Origin of the sequence: Pantoea sp. Lij88 (assembly GCF_030062155.1) — a bacterium.
Classification (GTDB): domain Bacteria; phylum Pseudomonadota; class Gammaproteobacteria; order Enterobacterales; family Enterobacteriaceae; genus Pantoea.
In genome coordinates, this window is the sequence record NZ_CP118269.1 from 3,587,722 (window position 1) to 3,611,116 (window position 23,395).

A 23,395-nucleotide genomic window follows, 5' to 3' on the forward strand; every position below is an offset into this window, starting at 1 on the left:
TATTAATTGATCATTGCCCGGATTAATCGTTGTACCGGACAGATGCAGAACCGCTCTCCCCTGTTGCAGACACTGCGGCGCGGGAAAGCGGAACCGCTTTCAGACCGGACAACGCCACTGATATCGGGCGAGAACGGGATTGAGTAAAAGTACCCATGAAAATTCCTTATATTCCAGAAGATGCACCTTTTAATGGCGATCAGAAGTACTGGCTGGCTGGCTTCCTCGCGGGGCTACACTCCCGTCTGCTGGTATTAGAAGACAAACAGCAACCCGCCGCGGGTACAGGCGCAGCCGCGACCACGCAACTGCATATTCTTTACGGCTCACAGACCGGCAACGCCGAAGCACTGGCGCAGACCGCAGCGAAATCTGCCCGCGCCAAAGGGCTGGTGCCCGTGGTTCAGGCGCTGGGCGATGTCGATCTCGACGTGTTTGCCACCATGCGCCATGTGCTGATCGTCACCTCGACTTATGGCGAAGGTGAAATGCCGGACAACGCGCAGCTGTTCTGGGATGCGATCTCTGCCAGTACCGCACCGCGTCTGGAGCAGATGCATTTCGCCGTGCTGGCGATTGGCGATACCGGCTACGATGGCTTCTGCCAGGCGGGCAAGTTCATTGATATGCGCCTTGAGCAGCTGGGTGCCAAACGCGTGGTTGATCGTATCGATTGTGATATCGACTACGAAGAGCCTTCCAGCGAGTGGCTGAACAGCTCAATGCCACAGTTCGCGGCCAGCGCGGGCAGTAGCGGCACCGTGCTGGAAAGCGCGCCTGAAGCACCGGTCATTCCGGGCAGCAACAAATCGAATCCGTATGCCGCCGCGCTGATCACCAACAAGCGCCTGTCAGGCGAGCAGTCAGCCAAAGATATTCGTCATTTCGAATTCGACCTGTCAGACAGCGGCCTGAAGTATGAAGCCGGCGATGCGCTGGGTGTGATTCCGGTCAACGAGCCGTCACTGGTCAGCCTGCTGCTGACCCAGCTTAATGCTGACTACCAGACGCCGGTGCCTGGCTTTGACCGCAGCCTCGGCGACCTGCTGACCTATCAGTTTGAGATCTCAGAGCCGTCACGCAAGTTGATCGAGTGGGTCGGACAGAACACCACTAACCAGGAACTGCGTCATGTCTTACAGCATGATGATAAAGATGCGCTGGGCGTGTGGCTGTGGGGCAAAGATACCCTCGACCTGCTGCAGCTTGAGCTGACGCGCACGCTGGCGGTGCCTGAGTTTGTTGCCCTGCTGCGTCCGTTACAGCATCGTGCCTACTCTATTTCATCCAGTTCGAAAGCCCACCCTAACCAGGTGCATCTGACCGTTGCCTCGGTGCGTTATCACAGTGGTGGCCGTAATCGCGGTGGCGTCTGCTCAACCTATCTGGCCGAGCGTGTGCGTCGTGGCGAGAAGCCCGCCATCTTTATCTCACCGAATAAATCGTTCCGTGTGCCGGCTAACAACAGCGCACCGCTGATCATGGTGGGACCCGGTACCGGTATCGCCCCATTCCGTGCCTTCCTGCAGGAGCGCCAGGCAACCGGCGCGCAGGGCAAAAACTGGCTGTTCTTTGGCGATCAGCATCAGGAACATGACTTTATCTATCAGGATGAGTTACTTGCCTGGCGGGATAACGGCTTGCTGACACGTCTGGATCTGGCGTTCTCGCGCGATCAGGAGAAGAAGATCTACGTACAGAGCCGGATGCTGGAACAGGGCGCAGAGCTTTATGCGTGGCTGCAGGAAGGGGCGTACTTCTACGTCTGTGGCGATGCCTCACGCATGGCGAAGGATGTGGATAATGCGCTGTATGAAGTGGTTCGCCAGTTTGGTGGTCTCTCCACCGAGCGCGCGGCAGACTACGTCGATCAGCTGAAGAAAGAGAAACGCTACCTGCGCGACGTCTACTAAGCGCGAAGGTCTGCTGAGAAAATCCGGCTTGCACAGGCAGCCGGATTTTTTTATGGCTGACAGGCAAAAAAATACCCGTCACATGGACGGGTATTTACATTCACTGCTATTTCACTACGCGCAGTGAAGGTCGTCCACCCCGTGGCGGTGGATCGTCATCAGGCGGCGTCTCGTCATCGCTGGCATCGTCAGGACGATCACCATCAATCACGGACATCATGGTCTCTTCCTGACCCTCTGACGCTTCCTGCATACCCAGCTCGTAAGCCGGTTCCGGTTCAAACATCGTCCCGGCCCCGTTTTCACGCGCATAGATTGCCAGAATCGCCGCCATCGGCACGTTAACCTGGCGAGGAACGCCGCCAAAGCGAGCGTTGAACGATACCTGATCATTGGCCAGATCGAGGTTACCGACAGCGCGTGGCGCGATGTTCAGGACAATCTGACCATCACGCGCATACTCCAGCGGTACCTGCACACCTGGCAGATTGATATCGACCACCAGATGCGGCGTCAGCTGATTGTCGAGCAACCAGTCATAGAAGGCGCGCAGCAGATAGGGACGACGTGCAGTAAGTTGCGACATTTCCATACGTTAAGCCCGGGCTTGCAGGCGCATTTCACGTTCAGCTTCAGTTAATGAAGCGAGGAAAGAGTCACGCTCAAATACGCGGTTCATGTAGCCTTTCAGCTCTTTTGAACCTGAGCCGATCAAATCGATGCCCATTGACGGCAGACGCCATAACAGCGGCGCCAGGTAGCAATCGACCAGACTGAACTCTTCGCTCATGAAGTAAGGCGTACGACCGAACAGTGGGGCGATAGCCAGCAGCTCTTCACGCAGTTGCTTGCGTGCCGCTTCAGCTTCCTGACCCGTGCTGTTCTCGACTTTCCGCATCAGGCTATACCAGTCCTGCTCGATGCGATGCATCATCAGGCGGCTATCACCACGGGCAACCGGATAAACCGGCATCAGTGGCGGATGCGGGAAGCGCTCATCTAAATATTCCATGATGATGCGTGATTCATACAGCGTCAGCTCACGATCTACCAGCGTCGGTACCGTGCGATACGGATTGAGGTCAATCAGATCCTGCGGCAGGTTATCCATTTCGACCTGCTCGATCTCTACGCTGACACCCTTCTCCGCCAGGACAATACGTACCTGATGGCTGAAAATGTCAGTAGGACCAGAAAACAGCGTCATTACCGAACGTTTGTTGGCAGCGACAGCCATGAAAACCTCCAAGTTTGTTCACAAAAAGATACTGCGAATAGCCAACCACACGGCTATTCACCAGCTAATCGAACTCGCACGCAACCTGGTTAGCCGCGTCACAGATACTGACACCCCGACAGTGAGGAGGCGCATAACGCACCGGCCTGCGGGCGCAAAGTGACACAGAGTTTACCAGATTTTAGGCTGCTTGTGGGCGTGGAATGAATCTTTGCAGGTAAATTGAGCGCGACGTTACGGTTTTTGCGGGGAGTTTTGGCTGGGCAGAAAATAAAAAACCCGCCGAAGCGGGTTTTTTGAGCCAATTGTCGCAGCCGGAGCTGCAAACAATTAACGCTTGGAGAACTGAGGACGACGACGTGCTTTACGCAGGCCGACTTTCTTACGTTCAACCTGACGAGCATCACGAGTAACGAAGCCAGCTTTACGCAGTTCGCCACGCAGTGATTCGTCGTATTCCATCAGAGCGCGGGTGATACCGTGACGGATCGCACCAGCCTGACCAGAAATACCGCCACCTTTAACAGTGACATACAGATCGAATTTACCAACCAGGTCCAGCAGCTCAAGCGGCTGACGAACTACCATGCGGGCAGTTTCGCGACCGAAGTACTGTTCCAGAGAACGTTGGTTAATTACGATGTTACCGCTACCCGGCTTAATGAATACGCGAGCGGTAGAGCTTTTGCGGCGACCAGTGCCGTAGTTTTGAGTTTCAGCCATTGCCTTTAATCCCGATTAAATGTCAAGAACTTGCGGTTGCTGTGCCGCATGGGTGTGCTCGTTGCCTGCGTAAACTTTCAGTTTACGGTACATAGCACGACCCAGCGGGCCCTTCGGCAGCATGCCTTTAACCGCGATCTCAATCACACGCTCAGGACGGCGAGCAATCATCTCTTCAAAGGTCGCCTGTTTGATACCACCGATGTGGCCGGTGTGGTGATAGTAGATCTTGTCAGTACGCTTGTTGCCGGTTACAGCAACTTTTTCTGCGTTCAGAACGATGATGTAATCACCCGTATCAACGTGCGGAGTGTATTCCGCTTTATGCTTACCACGCAGACGGCGCGCCAGTTCAGTCGCCAGGCGACCCAAAGTTTTGCCCGTTGCGTCAACTACAAACCAGTCACGTTGGACGGTTTCTGGTTTAGCTGTAAAAGTTTTCATCGAAAAGCTTACCCAAATTAAGTTACACGTTGGTGAAATCCCAAACGCTTAAGTAAACGAATGAGGCTCACACGACCATTTTGACCAGCAAGCCACCCCTTCGGATAGAGTTACTGGAACACAGAGGATTTGGGAAAAAAATCCTTTGCTGTAACGTGGGGTCGCAAGATTATAGAGAAGTCGGTTACAAAAATCGAACCCTATTTCGGTATTTATCCTGATTATTCTCACGGCAGGTGCGGTAAGCGCAGATACTCTTCGCTCTGCATCTCCTGAAGTCGGGATAAACAGCGCTGGTATTCGAACTTCAGCCGCGTGCCCTGATAAATCTCGGTCAGTGAGGTCTCCGCCGCGACCACCAGCTTCACATGACGTTCATAGAACTCATCCACCAGTGCCAGGAAACGGCGCGCCTGATCTTCGGTTTTGTAGATCATCACCGGCACGTCATACAGCAGCACGCTGTGAAAACGGCGCGACAGCGCAATGTAGTCATGCTGGCTACGTCCTTCACCGCACAGCGTCTTAAAATTAATCGCCAATACGCCTTCGCTGACGCCCAGCGTCGGCATCTGGCGGTGATTGATTTCCAGAACCGGCGCCTCTTCCGGCTGGCTGCCCGACAGCGCTTTAAACATCCGCGTCATTTCCGCGTGCGTTTCCGGGTTCAGCGGATAGTTCCACAGATGTGCAGATGTCAGGGTGCGTAACCGGTAGTCAATACCGGCATCCACGTTCATCACATCACAGTGGCGCTTTATCTGCTCAATGGCAGGCAGGAAGCGCGCACGCTGCAGACCGTTACGATAGAGGTCATCAGGTGGGATGTTCGAGGTAGCCACCAGCGCGATGCCGCGTTCAAACAGCGCTTCCATCAGCGTGCCCAGCAGCATCGCATCGGTAATATCGGAGACAAAAAACTCATCAAAACAGAGGATGTCGGTTTCGGCTTTGAATTTGTCCGCGATAATCAGTAATGGATCGCTCTGGCCCTGAAGCTGCGTCAGTTCTTCATGCACCCGCAGCATGAAGCGGTGGAAATGCAGACGCAGTTTGCGATCGCCAGGAATAGACTGAAAAAAGAGATCCATGACCCAGGTCTTACCGCGCCCGACGCCGCCCCACATGTAGAGTCCACGTACCGGTTGTGGCGTCTCATTTTTCTCTTTGCCAATCAATTTTGACAGACGACCCAGCAGGCCGGATGTGGCAGGCGCGGCGGATTGTTGCCGGGCAACCAGCGCCTGCTGCAGCGCGTCTAAACGGGTAATCGCTTCACGTTGTACGTCATCGGGCCTGAATTCGCCCTGCGACAGCGCCTGCTCATAGCGTGCAAGCGGAGTTGAGGTTTGCATTGTTATTTCAAAGTCCCTGAATGGTGTCTGATTCATACCACGGTTGCTGAAAAAAAGGCCGTTCTACACTAAGCCATGCTGCTCCGGAGTTCCACATCCATTAGATTAACGGGTATAGTGACTATTATTGAAATGGTGCAACGCCCTACGGAACAATGGAAATAACACGGGAGTCATTATGACCTGGGAATACGGGCTAATTGGTTTAGTGGTAGGTATTATTGTCGGCGCAGTCGCCATGCGTTTTGGCAACAAAAAGCTGCGTGAGCAGCGCAGCATGCAGTATGAGCTGGAAAAATCGAAAGCGGAGCTGGCTGATTATCGCGAAGAGCTGACCAACCACTTCGCGCAAAGCGCGGAGCTGCTGGACAACATGGCGCGTGATTATCGTCAGCTTTATCAGCACATGGCAAAAGGCTCCAATGACCTGCTGCCAAATCTGCCTGGACAGAAAAATCCGTTTGCCTATCAGCTGACTGAAGCGGAAGCGGATAACGATCAGGCGCCAGTGCAGATGCCGCGCGACTACTCTGAAGGCGCATCCGGTTTACTGCGTGGCGAGCGCCCTGCCCGCGACTAATCTTTTTGGGGCGCAGCCTGTCTGCGCCCACTGAATTTGCGAACCCTGACCGCAAACGACTGTCACACTGAGTAATTCCTCCCACCTTTTGCAGCGAGAGCGTTGTAGCAATGAAAAAACAAGCACGCCTGTTTAGCGCATTAGCCCTGAGTATTGGGATGAGTCTTGCCGCCGCGCCAGACGCGATGGCAACGCTGCCAGCACAAATTGCAGGCCAGCCGCTGCCAAGTCTGGCACCGATGCTGGAGAAAGTGTTACCCGCCGTGGTCAGTGTTCACGTTGAAGGCACCGATTCCGGTGCGCAGGCTCAGGATATTCCTGAACCGCTGAAACGCTTTTTCGGCCAGATGCCTGGCGGAAACACGCAGCCTCAGCCGTTTGAAGGCTTAGGTTCTGGCGTCATTATCGATGCCGCCAAAGGCTACGTTCTGACCAACAATCACGTGGTTAACGGTGCGGATAAGATCAACGTACAGCTTGGCGACGGCAGCGAATATGAAGCCAAACTGATCGGCCATGATGAGCAGACCGATATCGCGCTGATTCAGATTCAGGGCGCAAAAAACCTCACGCAGGTGAAAGTCGCGGATTCTGATCAGCTGAAAGTGGGTGATTTCGCGGTGGCGATCGGTAACCCGTTTGGTCTGGGACAGACGGCCACCTCCGGGATTATCTCTGCGCTGGGTCGCAGCGGCCTGAATCTGGAAGGGCTGGAAAACTTTATTCAGACCGATGCGGCGATTAACCGTGGCAACTCAGGCGGTGCGCTGGTCAACCTGAATGGCGAGCTGATTGGTATCAACACCGCTATTCTCGCCTCCAGCGGCGGTAACATCGGCATCGGCTTTGCTATCCCAAGTGATATGGCGATGAACCTCGCGCAGCAGCTGATCAAATATGGTGAAGTGAAGCGCGGTCAGCTGGGCATCAAGGGCACTGAAATGACGGCCGATATGGCTAAAGCGTTCAATGTCGATGCGCAACGTGGTGCCTTTGTTTCTGAAGTTTTACCGCAGTCTGCCGCACAGAAAGCGGGCGTGAAGTCAGGCGATATCATTACATCGATCAACGATAAGCCGATTACCAGCTTCGCTGAGCTGCGCGTAAAAGTGGGCACTACACCGCCAGGCGAACAGGTTAAGCTTGGCCTGCTCCGCGAAGGTAAGCCATTGACGGTTACCGTTACGCTGGAGCAGAGCTCGCAGACCACCGCCAGCGCACAGCTGATGTCACCCGCACTTCAGGGCGCAACGCTGAGTGATGGACAGACGAAGACCGGTGATAAAGGCGTGAAGGTCGATACCGTCGAAAAAGGCACACCGGCTGAACAGGTTGGCCTGCAGAAAGATGATGTGATTATCGGCGTTAACCGCAGCCGGGTTCAGAACATTGCTGAACTGCGTAAAATTCTGGAAGGGAAACCGCCGGTACTGGCACTGAATGTGGTGCGCGGCGATGAAACTATCTATCTGTTGTTGAGATAAACCTCGCATTACGGCGGACACAAGCACGTGTGTGTCCGCCGCTCTCATGCTATTCTCCCCTGCGATCTCCCCTGGCGTGATTTAACACCATGTTTCTTAAACTTTTGCGTGCCGTGGTGCTGGGCCTGATTGTGGCGGGTATTTTGCTCGCAGCACTGCCTGCACTGCGTATGGGCAGCGACGCCCTCTATAACCACGAAAGTATTACCGACGAAACGCCCTTTAGCTTCAATCAAGGGGTGCGACGCGCCGTGCCTGCCGTGGTGAATGTTTACAATCGCAGCGCCCACGGCAACAACAATCGTGGCATCACCACCCTGGGTTCAGGGGTGATCATGAATGTGAAAGGCTACATCCTTACCAACAAGCATGTGATCAACAATGCCGACCAGATTATCGTAGCGCTGCAGGATGGCCGCTTCTTTGAAGCGACGCTGGTAGGTTCTGATGGCATGACCGATCTGGCAGTTCTCAAGATTACGGCCTCCGGCCTGCCCGTTATCCCGATTAATCCAAACCGTCAGCCGCATATCGGTGATGTGGTGATGGCGATCGGCAACCCCTACAACCTCGGTCAGACGGTGACGCAGGGCATTATCAGCGCCACGGGCCGCGTAGGTCTGAGTTCGTCAGGCCGACAGAACTTCCTGCAGACCGATGCCTCAATCAACCAGGGTAACTCCGGCGGTGCGCTGATTAACTCGCTCGGCGAGCTGATGGGCATTAACACCCTGACGTTTGATAAGAGCAATGATGGTGAAACGCCGGAAGGCATTGGTTTCGCCATTCCAACCGTCTTAGCCTCGAAAATCATGGATAAGCTGATTCGTGATGGTCGGGTGATCCGTGGCTATATCGGCATTACCGGGCGTGAGTTGCCGCCGCTGCACGGACAGGGCAGCAGTCTGGATCGGGTTCAGGGCATTATTGTCAGCGTGGTCACGCCAGACGGGCCAGCGGATAAAGCCGGGATTCAGGCCAACGATGTGCTGCTCAGCGTTAACGGCAAGCCAGCCATCTCTGCGCAGGAGACGATGGATCAGGTGGCAGAAATTCGCCCGGGTTCAGTGATTGATGTGCAGGTGCTGCGAAACGACCAGAAGCTGACGTTGCCGGTGACCATTCAGGAGTTTCCGGATAACAGTAACTAGCTAAAACCGGAGCCAGGTCAGGGATGGCACGGCTGATCGCAAAGAAGGCCGCCATCCATGGCAGTCGGCCTCGCCATCCTGGCTCGGACGCTTTGCTCTTCATCCGGGCCAACCCTTCCCCACTATTCCGTCATCGTTTGTGAATAACGGATTAGCAACGATCCACCGGAAACGCGATCACTTCACTCAATGACTCCGCTTTCAACGCCAGCATGATCAGGCGATCAATACCCAACGCGACGCCAGAACAGGCTGGCATGCCATGCGCCAGCGCATCCAGCAGATAAGTATCAATCGGATGCACAGGCAGGCCGCGCGCCGCACGGCGACGGTTATCCTGCTCAAAGCGCTGACGCTGTTCACGGCTGTCAGTCAGTTCACGGAAACCGTTCGCCAGCTCAATGCCCTTGTAATAGACCTCGAAGCGTTCAGCCACACGGTGATCTTCCGTACTGATCTCCGCCAGGGCCGCCTGGCTGGCCGGGAAATGATAAACGAAGCAGGGCTTATCCTGACCAATCTTCGGTTCCACGCCCAGCATAAACAGCAGCATCAGCAGGGTATCGCGATCCTCTTCTGCACGCGCCAGCTCGCCTTCACCCAGCTTCTCAGCCGCTTCACGCAACTGCGCTTTATCCGCTGACAGCGGATCCAGCTCCAGATGGCGGATAAATGCCTGCTGATAGGAGAGCGATTCTGCGCTGTCACACTCCAGCACCTGCTGCATCAGATCGTCGACTTCGTTCATCAGACGGTACATGTCGTAATGCGGCCGGTACCACTCCAGCATGGTGAATTCCGGATTGTGGTGACGCCCCGCCTCTTCATTGCGGAAGCTGCGCGCCATCTGATAGATCGGGCCACTGCCCGCCGCCAGCAGGCGTTTCATATGATATTCCGGGCTGGTCATCAGCCAGAGATCGCGCCCCTGCGCAGCGCCAGGCCCGACAAAACGCGTCTGGAATGGCACCAGATGGATATCGGTAATCGTGGCCTGGCTCATCGCCGGCGTATCTACTTCCAGCACGCCGCGATCGGCAAAGAAACGACGCACTTCTGCTAAAATAGCGGCGCGTTTTAACAAATTGGCGATGGATGCGCTTGGTTGCCAGCTTGCCGTTTCGCTCATGGTGATGACTCCTGATACAAATTAGGGGGGGAAGTCTACCTGCAATGCCTGCAGCAAACAATCTCGTGCCCGTGCTGCCAAAAACAGCGTTTCGGCTTCTATACTTAAGCGGTTAAATCACAAAGGAATCCCGCTATGTCTCCATGGAAAACCGTTGTTGCCAGCCTCAGTGCTTTTCTCTCTGTTGCCTGTAGCACCACGCCGCCAAAGAACGTCACGGTCATTGATAACTTTGACAGCCAGCGCTACCTCGGTCAGTGGTATGAGATTGCCCGCCTTAATCACCCTTTTGAGCGTGGCCTTGAACAGGTGACGGCAAACTACAGCCCGCGTGAAGATGGTGGTCTGAAAGTGATCAATCGTGGCTTTAACGTCAAAAAGCAGCGCTGGCAGGAGAGCGTCGGTAAAGCCTACTTCACGGGTGAACCACAGCGAGCGTCTCTGAAAGTCTCATTCTTTGGCCCCTTCTACGGCGGCTATAACGTTATCGCACTGGATCCCGACTATCGCTATGCGATGGTGTGCGGCCCGAATCGCCACTATCTCTGGATACTGTCACGCACACCACAGCTGGAGCCGGGCGTAAAAGAGAAACTGGTTGAGCAGGCGCGTCGGGAAGGTTTCCCGGTTGAAGAGTTAATCTGGGTAAAACAGAAATAGTGCAGAATCTGGCAAGCCGGTACGAAAAGCATTTCGTACCGGTTGGAATAACAGGTTACTTCGTGCTGTTCTGAATCGCCTGGCCACCCGCTTCGACATCTTCACCCACGCCACGCGTTGTATTACACGCCGTCAGCAGAGAAGAGAGCACCAGTACAGAGAAGATTGCGGCAATACTTTTCTTTAACATAACAATGTCCTTTTTGATGGATGTAAAGTACAGCGCTTTAAGCATAGCCGGATTTCAGGCAGTTGCTGCTGGCGGGACTTTAAAAAGAACAATCCGTTAAGGTCATTTTGCCGCGCGCGAAATAGCACCACCTAAGTGAGAGACATCTTCGCCAAAACCGTGGAATGTGTTGCAGGCGCTTAGCGCAGAAGAGACCAGCAACGCGAACGCGATTAATTTTGCCAGTTTGATCATTTTTTTCTCTCAGACAAGAAAAAGGCGCACCAGAAGATGCGCCTGCGAATCTTATTTCACGCGTGACACGTATTCGCCAGAGCGGGTGTCAACTTTGACCACTTCGCCCTCTTGCACGAACAATGGCACTTTCACCACGGCACCGGTAGACAGCTTGGCTGGCTTGCCGCCAGTCCCCGCTGTATCACCTTTCAGGCCTGGATCGGTTTCGATAACTTCAGCTTCGATAAAGTTCGGCGGCTGAACGGCAATTGGACGACCGTTCCACAGCGTAACGATACATTCAGCGTTATCCTGCAGCCATTTCGCCGCATCGTTTACCGTCTTCTCTTCAACCTGGAACTGCTCAAAGCTTTCCGGGTGCATGAAGTGGTAGAACTCGCCGTCGTTGTACAGGTAGTTCAGGTTGGTATCGACTACGTCTGCGCCTTCGGCGGAGTCAGTAGATTTAAAAGTTTTCTCAACGCGAGAACCCGTCAGCAGGCGACGCATTTTAACGCGTGCGAATGCCTGACCTTTACCCGGTTTAACGAACTCACTGGATTCGATGGCATATGGCTCGCCTTCGAACATGATTTTAAGACCGGGACGGAAATCGTTGCTAGAATAAGTCGCCATGAAGGCCCTCTACGAAAATTGACACTGGTACTAAGCCAAAAAAATGGCACACATTGTAACCCTAAAAACACCTTCCAGAGAAGATTGGTTGCAGCAACTTGCGGATGTTGTCACTGAACCTGATGAATTACTGCGGATTTTAGCCCTTGATCAGCACACAGAGCTGGCTGAAGGTGCGGATGCGCGGCGTCTTTTCGCCCTGCGTGTCCCGCATGCGTTCATTCGCCGGATGAAAAAAGGCGATGCGCACGACCCGCTGCTGCTTCAGGTACTGACCCGCCGCCAGGAATTCATCGATGCGCCAGGTTATAGCACCGATCCGCTCGATGAACAAAGCAACGTTGTACCTGGATTGCTGCATAAATACCGAAACCGGGCTTTATTGCTGGTAAAAGGCGGCTGCGCCGTCAACTGTCGCTACTGCTTCCGTCGTCATTTCCCCTATCAGGATAATCCCGGCAACAAGCGGAGCTGGCAGGCTGCACTGGACTATATCGCCGATCATCCCGAGCTGGATGAGATCATTTTCTCCGGCGGCGATCCTCTGATGGCAAAAGATCATGAGCTCGCCTGGCTGATCGCCGCGCTGGAACAGATCCCGCACCTGAAACGCCTGCGCATCCACAGTCGCTTACCGGTAGTGATTCCGGCGCGCATCACTGACCACCTCTGTCAGATGCTCAGCGAGACGCGTCTGCAGGTGCTGATGGTGACGCACATCAACCATGCGCAGGAGATTGATGATGAGCTGCGCGAGGCGATGACCAGCCTGAAGCGTGCCGGTGTGACCCTGCTGAATCAGAGCGTTTTATTGCGCGGCATTAACGATGATGCGCAGACGCTGGCGACACTGAGCAACGCTCTGTTTGATGCCGGTATTCTGCCCTATTATCTGCACGTGCTGGATAAGGTTCAGGGCGCAGCGCATTTCTTTGTCTCAGATGACGAAGCCCGTCAGCTGGTACGCGCATTACTGTCACAGGTCTCCGGCTATCTGGTGCCGAAGCTGGCGCGGGAAATTGGCGGTGAGCCGAGTAAAACGCCGTTAGATTTGCAGCTACGTCAGGAATAAAAACGGCCAGCAAAAGGCTGGCCGGTTGAATACGGTAGGGTGCCCTATTCAGATTATGGGCACTTATAGACCTGGCCGGTCATTTTGCTGTCGAGTGGCGCGAACGCGGACAGCAGATTCTGCGCCGGGCTGGTAGCGCCATAAATCACATTGCCGCCCATCTCCGCTGCGCGATTGCGCAGGTCGTTCGCTGCACCGCGCAGTGCGCTGGTTTCGCCGCCTGCACCGCTCAGCCAGTTGCTCTGTGAGCCGGTGATATTGCCCAGAAGCTGACAGTTATTGCCAGGCTGCTGATCGGTAAACGTCACGCGCTGTCCTGCTGAAGAGAGTTGCGTAGAGCTGCTGCAGCCCGCCAGCAATAACGCGCCAGCCGTCAGTCCGAGCAAGAGGTTAATCCGCATTGTAATCCCCATTTATTATCATCAGAGTCGGGTGGCAGCGTAGCAGAAAAAGATCTCTTTTTTCTGAACATTCATTGCCTTAATCCCGTTATATCACCTCAATATTTCATACTGTATTCAGGCTGGCAGATTGGCGCGTCCCGATAAACTTACAGCAGCAAGTCAATCCGGCAGGGCGGCAACAGTCAGCGAGCAGACAGCGGGAGATATCAAGAGGAAAGACGAACGATTGCGCCACTACTTATACTATTTTCCTGCCCAAAAGAAAAACCCCCGACCGTTTCCGATCGGGGGTTCTGTGATGACTTAAGCAGTCAACGGCAATTACATCATGCCGCCCATACCGCCCATGCCACCCATACCGCCAGCGCCGCCGCCTAAATCAGGTGCGTCGCCTTTAGGCATGTCAGTGACCATACATTCGGTGGTGATCATCAGACCAGCAACAGAGGCCGCGTACTGCAGAGCAGAACGGGTCACTTTGGTTGGGTCCAGGATACCGAAGTCGATCATGTTGCCGTATTCTTCAGTCTGCGCGTTGTAACCATAGTTACCGTCGCCCGCTTTCACGTTGTTAGCAACAACAGATGGCTCTTCACCGGCGTTAGACACGATCTGACGCAGTGGAGATTCCATGGCGCGCAGCGCAACTTTGATACCGACGTTCTGATCTTCATTCTGACCACGCAGATCGGCCAGCTGTGCTGCAACGCGAACCAGCGCCACACCACCACCAGCAACCACGCCTTCTTCGACAGCAGCACGGGTTGCGTGCAGCGCATCTTCAACGCGGGCTTTCTTCTCTTTCATTTCAACTTCAGTTGCTGCGCCCACTTTCAGAACGGCTACGCCGCCTGCCAGTTTCGCTACGCGCTCCTGCAGTTTTTCTTTGTCGTAGTCAGATGTTGCTTCTTCGATCTGCTGACGAATCTGGGTGACACGGCCCTGGATTGTCGCTTCTTCACCCACACCGTCGATGATGGTGGTGGTGTCTTTGTTGATCACAACGCGTTTAGCCTGGCCCAGATCTTCCAGAGCTGCTTTTTCCAGCTCCATACCGATCTCTTCAGAGATCACGGTACCACCGGTCAGGATAGCGATATCCTGCAGCATAGCTTTACGACGGTCGCCGAAGCCTGGTGCTTTAACCGCAGCCACTTTCACGATGCCGCGCATGGTGTTAACCACCAGCGTTGCCAGCGCTTCGCCTTCAACATCTTCCGCGATGATCAGCAGTGGTTTGCCGGCTTTCGCAACGGCTTCCAGCACTGGCAGCATTTCACGGATGTTAGAAATTTTCTTGTCAGCCAGCAGGATGAACGGAGATTCCAGTTCAATCGCGCCTGTTTCTGGCTTGTTGATGAAGTACGGAGACAGGTAGCCGCGATCAAACTGCATACCTTCAACCACATCCAGCTCGTCCTGCAGGCCGGTGCCTTCTTCAACGGTGATCACGCCTTCTTTACCCACTTTCTCCATCGCCTGAGCAATCAGCTGGCCCACGGTTTCATCGGAGTTAGCAGAGATAGTACCAACCTGTGCAATCGCTTTAGAGTCTGAGCAAGGCACTGACAGCGTTTTCAGTTTCTCAACCGCAGCGATCACTGCCTGGTCGATACCGCGCTTCAGGTCCATCGGGTTCATACCCGCTGCGACCGCTTTCAGGCCTTCGGTGATGATAGACTGTGCCAGTACGGTTGCAGTGGTGGTACCGTCGCCCGCAGCGTCATTCGCTTTAGAGGCCACTTCTTTCACCATCTGCGCGCCCATGTTCTCGAACTTATCTTCCAGCTCGATTTCACGTGCCACAGAAACACCATCTTTAGTGATGGTCGGTGCACCAAAAGATTTATCCAGAACCACGTTACGGCCTTTCGGGCCCAGGGTAACTTTTACTGCATCTGCCAGTACGTTCACGCCACGCAGCATTTTTACGCGTGCGTCATTACCGAATTTTACGTCTTTAGCTGCCATCTTTAAATATCCCTTAAATTCGTTTCGTTCAGTGAATTACGCGTAAAAATTACGCTTCAACAACGGCCAGAATGTCGCTCTCAGAGATGATAAGCACCTCTTCGTTGTCGATTTTCTCGGTTTTAGCGCCGTAACCTTCGTTGAAGATCACAACGTCACCCACCTTCACGTCCAGCGGCTTAACGTCGCCACTCTCAAGGATGCGACCATTGCCGACAGCCAGAACTTCACCACGGGTGGATTTACCGGCTGCAGAACCGGTCAGCACGATGCCGCCAGCTGATTTAGCTTCAACTTCTTTACGCTTGACGATGACGCGATCGTGCAATGGACGAATTTTCATTTGATAGCTCTCCTTTGAGAAGTCCAATCATTCAGTTTTGGGGTTGATCACCGGTCTGCATGGCTTCCGGCCTCGTGACCAGAGAGATAGGGCCGCTGACACCCGCTTTCAAGGGGGCGGACAACAAATTTTTTACCCTGATGTGATAACTGGTGGCTTTTTAAACAGATGACGGGGCAAATAAAAAACGCAACCCGGAGGTTGCGCTTTCAGCGGCGATAACTGCGGTTAACGATCCTTGTGATCGTCATGGTTCTCAAGGCGATCTGTGTTTTTGCGCTCGAACTCGCCATCCATGGTGTAGCCGCTGTCCGGACCCGCTCCCGGTCCGCGCCAGACGCGCAGATGGGGCATCAGCTTCAGCGTCAGATGCTTCTGCACCGGCGGCAGCAACAGCAACAGGCCCAGCAGATCCGTAAAGAAGCCCGGCAGCAGCAGCAGGAAGCCCGCGATGATCAGCGATACGCTTTTGATCATCTCATTGGCCGGGCTTTCGTTACGCGCCAGCTTCTCCTGCATCAGCATAAAATTCTTCATGCCCTGATTTTTGACCAGCGACACCCCGATGCACGAGGTGAAGACCACCAGCAGCATGGTAAGCAGCACGCCCATGACGTGTGCCACCTGAATGAAGAGTGAAATCTCGATCCAGGCCAGAACAAAAAAGACTAATAACGGTATCCAGCGCACCGTACTCTCCTGTAAGTAGGGGCTGAACGGCAGCGTGCCGGTCAGCAGAAAGCGTTCATCCTGAGGATGATAAGAAAAGAGATGGGCACCCGCGCCGCCATTTTCAACCGATCGTGTCAAATTTATCCTGCGGGGTTAAATTTGTAACCAACTTCACATATCGTTAACCAGACTGCAGCATTAAGTGATCTGCATGCGTGCTTTTCTTATGCATCAGAATATGATCGCACACGCCCCTTTGAAGACGGATAATATGTCGGCACGGGTACACCACGACAAAATAAACACATCCTTTGTGATGGTTAGCGGCAACAACAAGAAGGTTATCATGGCGAACAACATTCGTATCGAAGAAGACCTGTTAGGTATGCGCGAAGTTCCGGCGGATGCCTATTATGGCGTTCATACTCTGCGTGCGATTGAGAATTTTTATATCAGCAACAGCAAAATCAGCGACATACCTGAATTTGTCCGCGGTATGGTGATGGTAAAAAAAGCGGCGGCGATGGCCAACAAAGAGCTGCAGACCATTCCGCGTAACATTGCCGATACCATCATTAAGGCCTGCGACGAAGTACTGAACAACGGTCGCTGTATGGACCAGTTCCCTGTAGATGTCTATCAGGGCGGTGCCGGAACCTCGGTTAACATGAACACCAATGAGGTGCTGGCGAACATCGGCCTGGAGCTGATGGGCCACCAGAAAGGGGAATATCAGTATCTCAACCCCAACGATCATGTAAACAAATGCCAGTCCACCAACGACGCCTACCCGACCGGCTTCCGCATCGCCGTCTACAGCTCGCTGCTGAAACTGCTTGATGGCATCAGCCAGCTGGCTGAGGGCTTCCAGCACAAGGCCGATGAATTCCAGACCGTCCTGAAAATGGGCCGTACCCAGCTGCAGGATGCGGTGCCGATGACCCTCGGCCAGGAATTTCATGCGTTCAGCGTGCTGCTGAATGAAGAGACCAAAAGCATTCTGCGCACCGCCGAACTGCTGCTGGAAGTAAACCTGGGCGCGACCGCCATCGGTACCCGCCTCAATACCCCGGACGGTTATCAGCACCTGGCGGTGCAGCGTCTGGCGGAAGTCAGCAACCTGCCGGTGGTACCGGCGGAAGACCTGATTGAAGCGACCTCTGACTGCGGCGCCTATGTGATGGTCCATTCATCGCTGAAACGTCTGGCGGTGAAGCTCTCTAAAATCTGTAACGACCTGCGCCTGCTCTCCTCCGGTCCGCGTGCTGGCCTGAATGAAATCAACCTGCCAGAACTGCAGGCGGGTTCCTCTATCATGCCGGCCAAGGTCAACCCGGTGGTGCCGGAAGTGGTCAACCAGGTCTGCTTCAAAGTCATCGGCAATGACATCACCGTCACCATGGCCTCTGAAGCGGGTCAGTTACAGCTCAACGTGATGGAGCCGGTGATTGGCCAGGCGCTGTTTGAATCAATCAGCATCCTGACGAATGCCTGCTACAACCTGCTGGAGAAATGCGTCAACGGCATTACCGCCAACCGCGCGGTGTGTGAAGCCTACGTCTTCAACTCCATTGGTATCGTGACGTACCTCAACCCGTACATCGGCCACCACAACGGCGACATTGTCGGCAAAATCTGTGCGGAAACCGGTAAAAGCGTGCGTGAGGTGGTGCTGGAGCGCGGCCTGCTGACCGAAAGTGAGCTGGACGATATCTTCTCGGTCCAGAACCTGATGTACCCGGTTTACAAAGCTAAACGTTATACCGATGAAAATGAACAGTAAGGGCTGACCCACGCTGGTTCATCAAAGGCACACCGCGATCAACACGGTGTGCCTTTTTTTTTGATAAACAGCACCCCCCTCAGGTATTACCGATTTTATTTACAGGAGTAATTCATGTTTGTGGTTGAGCTGCTTATCGTCCTGATGGCGATCTGGTTGGGCGCACGTCTTGGCGGTATTGGTATCGGGTTCGCAGGCGGACTGGGCGTGCTGATCCTGACGCTGGGATTTGGCATGGCGCCCGGTGCGATCCCGTTCGATGTGATTGAAATCATCATGGCGGTTATCGCCGCGATAGCCGCCATGCAGGTGGCGGGCGGGATGGATTATCTGGTGAGCCTGGCGGAGCGCCTGCTGCGCCGTCATCCGCGGCATGTCACGCTGCTGGCTCCGCTGGTCACCTACCTGATGACGCTGCTGGCCGGTACCGGTCACACCGCCTTCTCGACTCTGCCGGTGATTGCGGAGGTGGCGAAGGAGCAAGGCGTTCGCCCTTCCCGGCCGCTGTCGATTGCGGTGGTGGCTTCTCAGATCGCGATTACCGCTTCACCCATTTCAGCCGCGGTAGTCTTCTTCGCGACCCTGCTTGAACCGCGCGGCGTCAGCTATATCACGCTGCTGGCGATTGCCATCCCCTCAACCATGGTCGGTCTCTTCCTCGCCGCACTGGTGACGAACTTCCTGGGCAAAGAGCTGAAGGATGATGAGGTCTATCAGGCGCGCCTCGCGAAAGGCGAAGTCACGCTGCGCGGCGCCAGCCTCTACCAGGCAAAACCGGGCGCGAAAAAATCGGTGCTGCTGTTTCTGGCAGGTATTGTGGCCGTGGTGCTTTATGCCACCGCGACCAGCGCCAGCGTCGGGCTGATCGCCAATCCGCCGCTGCCCCGTAACGAAGCGATTGTGGTCTTTATGCTGACCATCGCCACGCTGATCAGCCTGACCTGCAGACTCGACACCAGTGAGATCCTCAGTGCCAGCACCTTCAAATCCGGCATGAGCGCCTGTATCTGCGTGATGGGCGTCGCCTGGCTGGGCGATACCTTTGTGAAGTCGCATCTGGCGGAGATCCAGATGCTGGCGGGGGACGCGCTGAAAACCTATCCCTGGATGCTGGCGCTGGTGCTGTTCTTCGCCTCCATGCTGCTCTACTCGCAGGCCGCGACCACCAAAGCGCTGATGCCCGCCGCACTGCTGCTGGGCGTGACGCCGCTGACGGCCATCGCTTCCTTCGCGGCGGTGTCGGCGCTATTTGTGCTGCCGACCTACCCGACCCTGCTGGCCGCTGTTGAGATGGATGACACCGGCTCAACCCGGATTGGCAAGTTTGTCTTTAACCACGCCTTTATTATTCCCGGCGTGATCGCCATTACGTTGTCGGTGCTCTCTGGTTTCGTGTTTGGCGGCTTGCTGTTGTAGCCCTGTCATCGTGTTACTGAGGGAGCGTGCTATCATCGGCGCTCTTCAAAACAGGAGTCACAGGATGAATGCTGTCGTTATCCTCTGCACCGCGCCCGATCAGGCCACGGCAGAGCACCTTGCTGGCTTAGCGCTGGAAGCCCGACTGGCGGCCTGCGTGACAATGCTGCCGGGCGCCACCTCCTGGTATCTCTGGCAGGGCAAACTGGAGCAGAGCCGTGAAGTGCAGTTGCTGCTGAAATGCGACAGCGATCATCAGCAGGCGCTGTGCGATCTGCTCAAACAGGCTCACCCTTACGACGTGCCCGAACTTCTGGCGCTGCCGGTTCAATATGGAGACAGTGAATACTTGTCATGGCTGCACGCATCTCTCGCTTAATTACGCTTCTGCTGACGCTGTTTGTCTGCCTGCAGGCGCACGCATCACTCTTTTCAAACCCGGCGACCAGCCGCTTTGTGCCGGTCGATCAGGCGTTTACGTTTGATTTCGACCAGCAGGGCGCACAGCTCAACCTGCACTGGAAAGTGAAATCGGGTTACTACCTCTATCGCCAGCAGATCCACATCACACCGCAGAACGCGACCATCGCGCCACTGACGCTGCCCGCCGGTCAGGCGCATGAGGATGAATTCTTTGGCAAAAGTGAGATCTATCCGCAGGACCTGACGCTGCCGGTGACGCTGAAACAGGCAGGCCCCGGTGCCACACTCAGCGTCACGTATCAGGGCTGTGCCGCCGCCGGATTCTGTTATCCGCCGGAGACGCGCAGCGTGCCGGTGAGTGCGGTGGCAGCCAGCAGCGCGCCAGCGCCAGTCAGTGCTCAGCCCGCACCCGCCAGCCCGCTGCCCTTCTCCCCACTCTGGGCACTGCTGATCGGTATCGGCGTGGCGTTTACGCCCTGCGTGCTGCCGATGTATCCGCTGATCTCCGGGATTATCCTGGGCGGACAGCGCCACTATTCCCTCGGACGACTGTTTGCGCTGGCGATGGTCTATGTCCAGGGGATGGCGCTGACCTACACGCTGCTGGGAGTGGTGGTCGCGGCAGCGGGACTGCGTTTTCAGGCCGCGTTGCAGCACCCCTACGTGCTTTTCACGCTCTCCCTGCTGTTTATCGTGCTGGCCCTGTCAATGTTTGGCCTGTTCACGCTGCAACTGCCCGCCAGCCTGCAAACCCGCCTCACCCTGTGGAGCAATCGCCAGCAGGGAGGATCGCTGCCCGGCGTTTTCCTGATGGGCGCACTGGCGGGTTTGATCTGCTCGCCCTGCACCACAGCGCCGCTCAGCGCCATTCTGCTTTACATCGCGCAGAGCGGAAATCTGTGGGCCGGTGCCGGGACGCTGTGGCTGTATGCGGTCGGCATGGGCTTACCGCTGATCGCCGTGACCCTGTCTGGTAACCGGCTGCTGCCGAAAAGCGGCCCGTGGATGCAAACCGTTAAAGAGGGCTTTGGATTTGTCATCCTGGCGCTGCCGGTCTTCCTGCTGGAGCGGGTACTGGGCGATGCGTGGGGATCACGGCTCTGGAGCCTGCTCGGCGTGGCGTTCTTTGGCTGGGCGTTCAGCGTGAGCCTGCGCGCCAGCAGCGGTAAGTGGCGCGTGGTACAGATTATCATGCTGGCCGCTGCGCTCATCAGCGCGCGTCCGTTGCAGGACTGGGCCTTTGGCGGCCCGGCCGGACAGCATGCTGTGGCCCCGCTGCCGTTCCGGAGTCTCCAGACATCACAGCAGCTCGACAGCGCTTTGCAGCAGGCTGGCGGCCGCATCACGATGGTCGATCTCTACGCTGACTGGTGCGTCGCCTGCAAAGAGTTTGAAAAATATACCTTTAGCGATAGCGCCGTGCGCGATAGCCTGAGCAGGGTACAGCTGCTCCAGGCCAACGTCACCGCTAACAGCGCCCGCGACAACGCGCTGTTGCAGCATCTTCAGGTGCTGGGCTTACCGACGATTTTGTTCTTCGATGCGCAGGGCCGTGAAATCCCCGGTTCGCGCATCACCGGGTTTCTCAATGCCGCCGACTTCCGGGCGCATTTGCAGAAACTTACCCCGTAACCAACACTGGAGTCAGGTCATTGCCCGGTGAATGACCGGGCCTGCATACCAGAGGAGAGTCACTTGCAGCGTGAACAGATACTCGAGCATGCATTGAATGTGCTTGAACAGAACGGCCTCGCCGCCACCCTCTCATTGGAAACCCTGGCGGGTTCCGACTTAACTCAGGAGCAGCTTCAGCTGTTCTGGCCCGACCGTGACGCCCTGCTCTACGATGCGCTGCGCTATCACGGGCAGCAGATTGAAACCTGGCGACGCCAGATCCTGCTGGATGCGTCGCTGTCGCCGGATCAGAAACTGATGGCACGTTACGACGTCCTGAGTGAGCAGGTCAGCAAGGGACGCTTCCCTGGCTGCCTGTTTATCGCCGCCTGCAGCTTCTACCCGCAGCCCGATCAGCCCATCCATCAACTGGCCGAGCAGCAGAAACGCGGCTCCTGGCAATTCACCCATGACATTCTGGTTGAGCAGGGGCTGGATAACCCCAGCATGGTGGCCGATCAGATGGAGCTGATCCTTGAAGGCTGCCTGAGCAGGCTGCTGGTGAAGCGCAATGTGCACGATGTCGCCACCGCCCAGCGGCTGGCGGAGGATGTCTACAGCATCGCGCTGTGCCGCAAAAATGGCGCGCTGGCCTGAGGTTTTGCCCCCTTTGACTGAAATTCAGGCAATCAGTCACGTTTCCGGGGGTTTTTTAGTGAAAGCCGTTGACGACCCGCGGCCTTTACGGTTTAATGCGCCCCGTTGCCCGAATAGCTCAGTCGGTAGAGCAGGGGATTGAAAATCCCCGTGTCCCTGGTTCGATTCCGGGTTCGGGCACCAAAATTCAGAAAGAACGGACCTCCACGGAGGTCCGTTTTTTTTTGCATTAAAATTACGCCCCTCCCCTCAGCGCGCTCTGCGCACCCTGATACGTTCATTTCCCTGTCCGGCAGAAGCGCTGTCTCGGGCAGAGTCAGTCCGTAATGACGATTAACTTATCATCAGCCGTAAGAAATAATATTTTATTTAATAAAAATCCTAAGGTTTATTAATAAACAGATAATTAATTAACATGCCTGCCAGATAGAGAATAAATACTTACCCCCACTCCGGATGGATATTAAAAAATAACAAGTGATCTTTAATTAAATAAATTACAATGACTCCTCATTATTAGCAGGAGGAAATAAAAGCGATCGCCGCGCATCACAACAGCACCGGGAAATAATAAAAAAACACCCTTTAAATAATCAACAGGCCATATTTTCATAGATTTACATTTAAATAATTTTAATATTTATTGTCAGCCTTTATTTACAAAACACAACAAAGCAAACTCAATATAAAAGGTGATTAAATGAAATCAAAATTTAATAAAACCGCTATTCTGGCTTCAGGTATTTCGGCTCTGCTTCCAATGGGAACGGCGCTGGCCGCAACCACCAGCGGTGGCTCCGTCAACTTTAACGGCAGTGTCGTCACATCCGCCTGCGCCATCAGTGCCAACAGCGCAAGCATTGATGTTGATATGGGTGAAGTACGCACTGCCACGCTGGCCTCGGCAGGCAGTGAAGCAGGCGTAGCCAAAACGTTTTCCATCGCACTTGAGGATTGCGCCATTGCGGATACCTCAGCGTCTACCGATGAGAATCCGATTGCGGCCACGACGGCAGCCGTGACTTTCTCAGGTACGCCAGACAGCAATGATGCCAACAGCCTGGCTGCGGGTGTAAACGGCGGCTCAGCATCCGCGCAGAATGTTGCCATTCGTATTTATGACGAACAGGGCAACGTCGTGAAGCTGGGCGAAGCCGCGACGGCCATCCCACTGCGTAAAGGCGCGAATACGCTGAATTTCAGCGCAAAATATTACTCACCAACCGGTGGTGCAACGGCGGGCGATGCCAGTGCCGTGGCCACCTACACCGTCACCTATTCGTAATGACCCTGCCCGGTTTAACAACCGGGCAGGCTTATCC

At 55.1% G+C, this 23,395-nt stretch carries 25 protein-coding genes and 1 tRNA gene; 13 read left to right on the forward strand and 13 right to left on the reverse strand.

Annotation, left to right across the window (positions count from 1 at the left end):
• The first annotated feature begins 155 nt into the window (after window positions 1-155).
• Window positions 156-1,913 carry a sulfite reductase subunit alpha gene (locus PU624_RS20655; protein ID WP_150037900.1) on the forward strand — a complete coding sequence of 586 codons (1,758 nt, stop codon included), beginning with the start codon at window positions 156-158 and terminating at the stop codon, window positions 1,911-1,913.
• Between the two features lie 106 nt (window positions 1,914-2,019).
• Here the strand turns inward: PU624_RS20655 and sspB are convergent, their stop codons facing one another.
• The 5 genes from sspB to zapE form a co-directional block, all read right to left on the reverse strand.
• Entirely contained in the window at window positions 2,020-2,505 is a 486-nt protein-coding gene (sspB, locus tag PU624_RS20660) for a ClpXP protease specificity-enhancing factor (protein WP_013359871.1), read from the reverse strand.
• 3 nt (window positions 2,506-2,508) lie between these two features.
• Window positions 2,509-3,150: a stringent starvation protein SspA gene (gene sspA / locus PU624_RS20665; protein ID WP_003851135.1), complete on the reverse strand. Its 642-nt coding sequence runs from the start codon at window positions 3,148-3,150 to the stop codon at window positions 2,509-2,511.
• A 330-nt stretch (window positions 3,151-3,480) separates the two neighbouring features.
• Window positions 3,481-3,873, reverse strand: a complete 393-nt coding sequence (gene rpsI, locus PU624_RS20670) for a 30S ribosomal protein S9 (protein WP_008925401.1) — start codon at window positions 3,871-3,873, stop codon at window positions 3,481-3,483.
• A gap of 15 nt (window positions 3,874-3,888) precedes the next feature.
• Entirely contained in the window at window positions 3,889-4,317 is a 429-nt protein-coding gene (gene rplM, locus PU624_RS20675) for a 50S ribosomal protein L13 (protein WP_008925400.1), read from the reverse strand.
• A gap of 227 nt (window positions 4,318-4,544) precedes the next feature.
• Window positions 4,545-5,672: a cell division protein ZapE gene (gene zapE, locus PU624_RS20680; protein ID WP_283546443.1), complete on the reverse strand. Its 1,128-nt coding sequence runs from the start codon at window positions 5,670-5,672 to the stop codon at window positions 4,545-4,547.
• Window positions 5,673-5,850: 178 nt separating this feature from the next.
• Between zapE and zapG the strand changes: the two genes are divergently transcribed.
• The 3 genes from zapG (at window position 5,851) to degS (ending at window position 8,887) form a co-directional block, all read left to right on the forward strand.
• Entirely contained in the window at window positions 5,851-6,252 is a 402-nt protein-coding gene (gene zapG / locus PU624_RS20685) for a Z-ring associated protein ZapG (protein ID WP_283546444.1), read from the forward strand.
• 110 nt (window positions 6,253-6,362) lie between these two features.
• A complete protein-coding gene (degQ, locus tag PU624_RS20690) occupies window positions 6,363-7,736 on the forward strand; it encodes a serine endoprotease DegQ (protein ID WP_283546445.1) in 1,374 nt (457 codons plus the stop codon).
• A gap of 89 nt (window positions 7,737-7,825) precedes the next feature.
• Complete coding sequence (gene degS / locus PU624_RS20695; RefSeq protein ID WP_283546446.1) at window positions 7,826-8,887, forward strand: outer membrane-stress sensor serine endopeptidase DegS; 1,062 nt, start codon at window positions 7,826-7,828, stop codon at window positions 8,885-8,887.
• Window positions 8,888-9,038: 151 nt separating this feature from the next.
• Here the strand turns inward: degS and epmA are convergent, their stop codons facing one another.
• A complete protein-coding gene (gene epmA / locus PU624_RS20700) occupies window positions 9,039-10,016 on the reverse strand; it encodes an elongation factor P--(R)-beta-lysine ligase (protein ID WP_090963854.1) in 978 nt (325 codons plus the stop codon).
• 135 nt (window positions 10,017-10,151) lie between these two features.
• Here epmA and PU624_RS20705 point away from each other — a divergent pair, with 135 nt between their 5' ends.
• A complete protein-coding gene (locus PU624_RS20705) occupies window positions 10,152-10,676 on the forward strand; it encodes a lipocalin family protein (RefSeq protein ID WP_283546447.1) in 525 nt (174 codons plus the stop codon).
• Between the two features lie 55 nt (window positions 10,677-10,731).
• On the opposite strand, the gene PU624_RS20710 is transcribed toward PU624_RS20705, so the two are convergent.
• The 3 genes from PU624_RS20710 to efp form a co-directional block, all read right to left on the reverse strand.
• Window positions 10,732-10,866 (reverse strand): entericidin A/B family lipoprotein, encoded by a 135-nt coding sequence (locus tag PU624_RS20710; protein ID WP_003848302.1) that lies wholly within the window; start codon window positions 10,864-10,866, stop codon window positions 10,732-10,734.
• A gap of 102 nt (window positions 10,867-10,968) precedes the next feature.
• Complete coding sequence (locus PU624_RS20715) at window positions 10,969-11,100, reverse strand: entericidin A/B family lipoprotein (RefSeq protein ID WP_003848306.1); 132 nt, start codon at window positions 11,098-11,100, stop codon at window positions 10,969-10,971.
• Window positions 11,101-11,151: 51 nt separating this feature from the next.
• On the reverse strand, window positions 11,152-11,718 hold the full coding sequence (gene efp, locus PU624_RS20720; protein ID WP_008925396.1) for an elongation factor P: 567 nt from the start codon (window positions 11,716-11,718) through the stop codon (window positions 11,152-11,154).
• 43 nt (window positions 11,719-11,761) lie between these two features.
• On the opposite strand from efp, the gene epmB reads away from it, so the two are divergent.
• A complete protein-coding gene (epmB, locus tag PU624_RS20725) occupies window positions 11,762-12,790 on the forward strand; it encodes an EF-P beta-lysylation protein EpmB (RefSeq protein WP_283546448.1) in 1,029 nt (342 codons plus the stop codon).
• A gap of 53 nt (window positions 12,791-12,843) precedes the next feature.
• Here epmB and PU624_RS20730 read toward each other — a convergent pair whose 3' ends face one another.
• The 4 genes from PU624_RS20730 to PU624_RS20745 form a co-directional block, all read right to left on the reverse strand.
• Entirely contained in the window at window positions 12,844-13,191 is a 348-nt protein-coding gene (locus tag PU624_RS20730; RefSeq protein ID WP_283546449.1) for a DUF4156 domain-containing protein, read from the reverse strand.
• Between the two features lie 324 nt (window positions 13,192-13,515).
• On the reverse strand, window positions 13,516-15,165 hold the full coding sequence (gene groL, locus PU624_RS20735; protein WP_283546450.1) for a chaperonin GroEL: 1,650 nt from the start codon (window positions 15,163-15,165) through the stop codon (window positions 13,516-13,518).
• A gap of 49 nt (window positions 15,166-15,214) precedes the next feature.
• Window positions 15,215-15,508: a co-chaperone GroES gene (locus tag PU624_RS20740; protein ID WP_003848316.1), complete on the reverse strand. Its 294-nt coding sequence runs from the start codon at window positions 15,506-15,508 to the stop codon at window positions 15,215-15,217.
• Window positions 15,509-15,736: 228 nt separating this feature from the next.
• Complete coding sequence (locus PU624_RS20745) at window positions 15,737-16,198, reverse strand: FxsA family protein (protein WP_175501487.1); 462 nt, start codon at window positions 16,196-16,198, stop codon at window positions 15,737-15,739.
• Window positions 16,199-16,526: 328 nt separating this feature from the next.
• Here PU624_RS20745 and aspA point away from each other — a divergent pair, with 328 nt between their 5' ends.
• From aspA to PU624_RS20780, 7 genes are all read left to right on the forward strand, one after another.
• Window positions 16,527-17,963 (forward strand): aspartate ammonia-lyase, encoded by a 1,437-nt coding sequence (aspA, locus tag PU624_RS20750; protein ID WP_283546451.1) that lies wholly within the window; start codon window positions 16,527-16,529, stop codon window positions 17,961-17,963.
• A gap of 114 nt (window positions 17,964-18,077) precedes the next feature.
• A complete protein-coding gene (locus PU624_RS20755; RefSeq protein WP_283546452.1) occupies window positions 18,078-19,379 on the forward strand; it encodes an anaerobic C4-dicarboxylate transporter in 1,302 nt (433 codons plus the stop codon).
• A gap of 64 nt (window positions 19,380-19,443) precedes the next feature.
• Window positions 19,444-19,758 carry a divalent cation tolerance protein CutA gene (gene cutA / locus PU624_RS20760; protein WP_283546453.1) on the forward strand — a complete coding sequence of 105 codons (315 nt, stop codon included), beginning with the start codon at window positions 19,444-19,446 and terminating at the stop codon, window positions 19,756-19,758.
• The gene (locus tag PU624_RS20765; RefSeq protein ID WP_283546454.1) at window positions 19,734-21,434 is read left to right on the forward strand and encodes a protein-disulfide reductase DsbD; all 1,701 of its coding nucleotides are present in this window, start codon (window positions 19,734-19,736) and stop codon (window positions 21,432-21,434) included. The genes cutA and PU624_RS20765 overlap by 25 nt, the downstream gene beginning before the upstream one ends.
• 63 nt (window positions 21,435-21,497) lie before the next feature.
• On the forward strand, window positions 21,498-22,073 hold the full coding sequence (dicD, locus tag PU624_RS20770) for a division control transcriptional repressor DicD (RefSeq protein WP_283546455.1): 576 nt from the start codon (window positions 21,498-21,500) through the stop codon (window positions 22,071-22,073).
• A 107-nt stretch (window positions 22,074-22,180) separates the two neighbouring features.
• Window positions 22,181-22,256: transfer RNA gene (locus PU624_RS20775), tRNA-Phe, on the forward strand.
• Between the two features lie 517 nt (window positions 22,257-22,773).
• Window positions 22,774-23,358, forward strand: a complete 585-nt coding sequence (locus PU624_RS20780; RefSeq protein ID WP_283546456.1) for a fimbrial protein — start codon at window positions 22,774-22,776, stop codon at window positions 23,356-23,358.
• The last annotated feature ends 37 nt before the right edge of the window (window positions 23,359-23,395 follow it).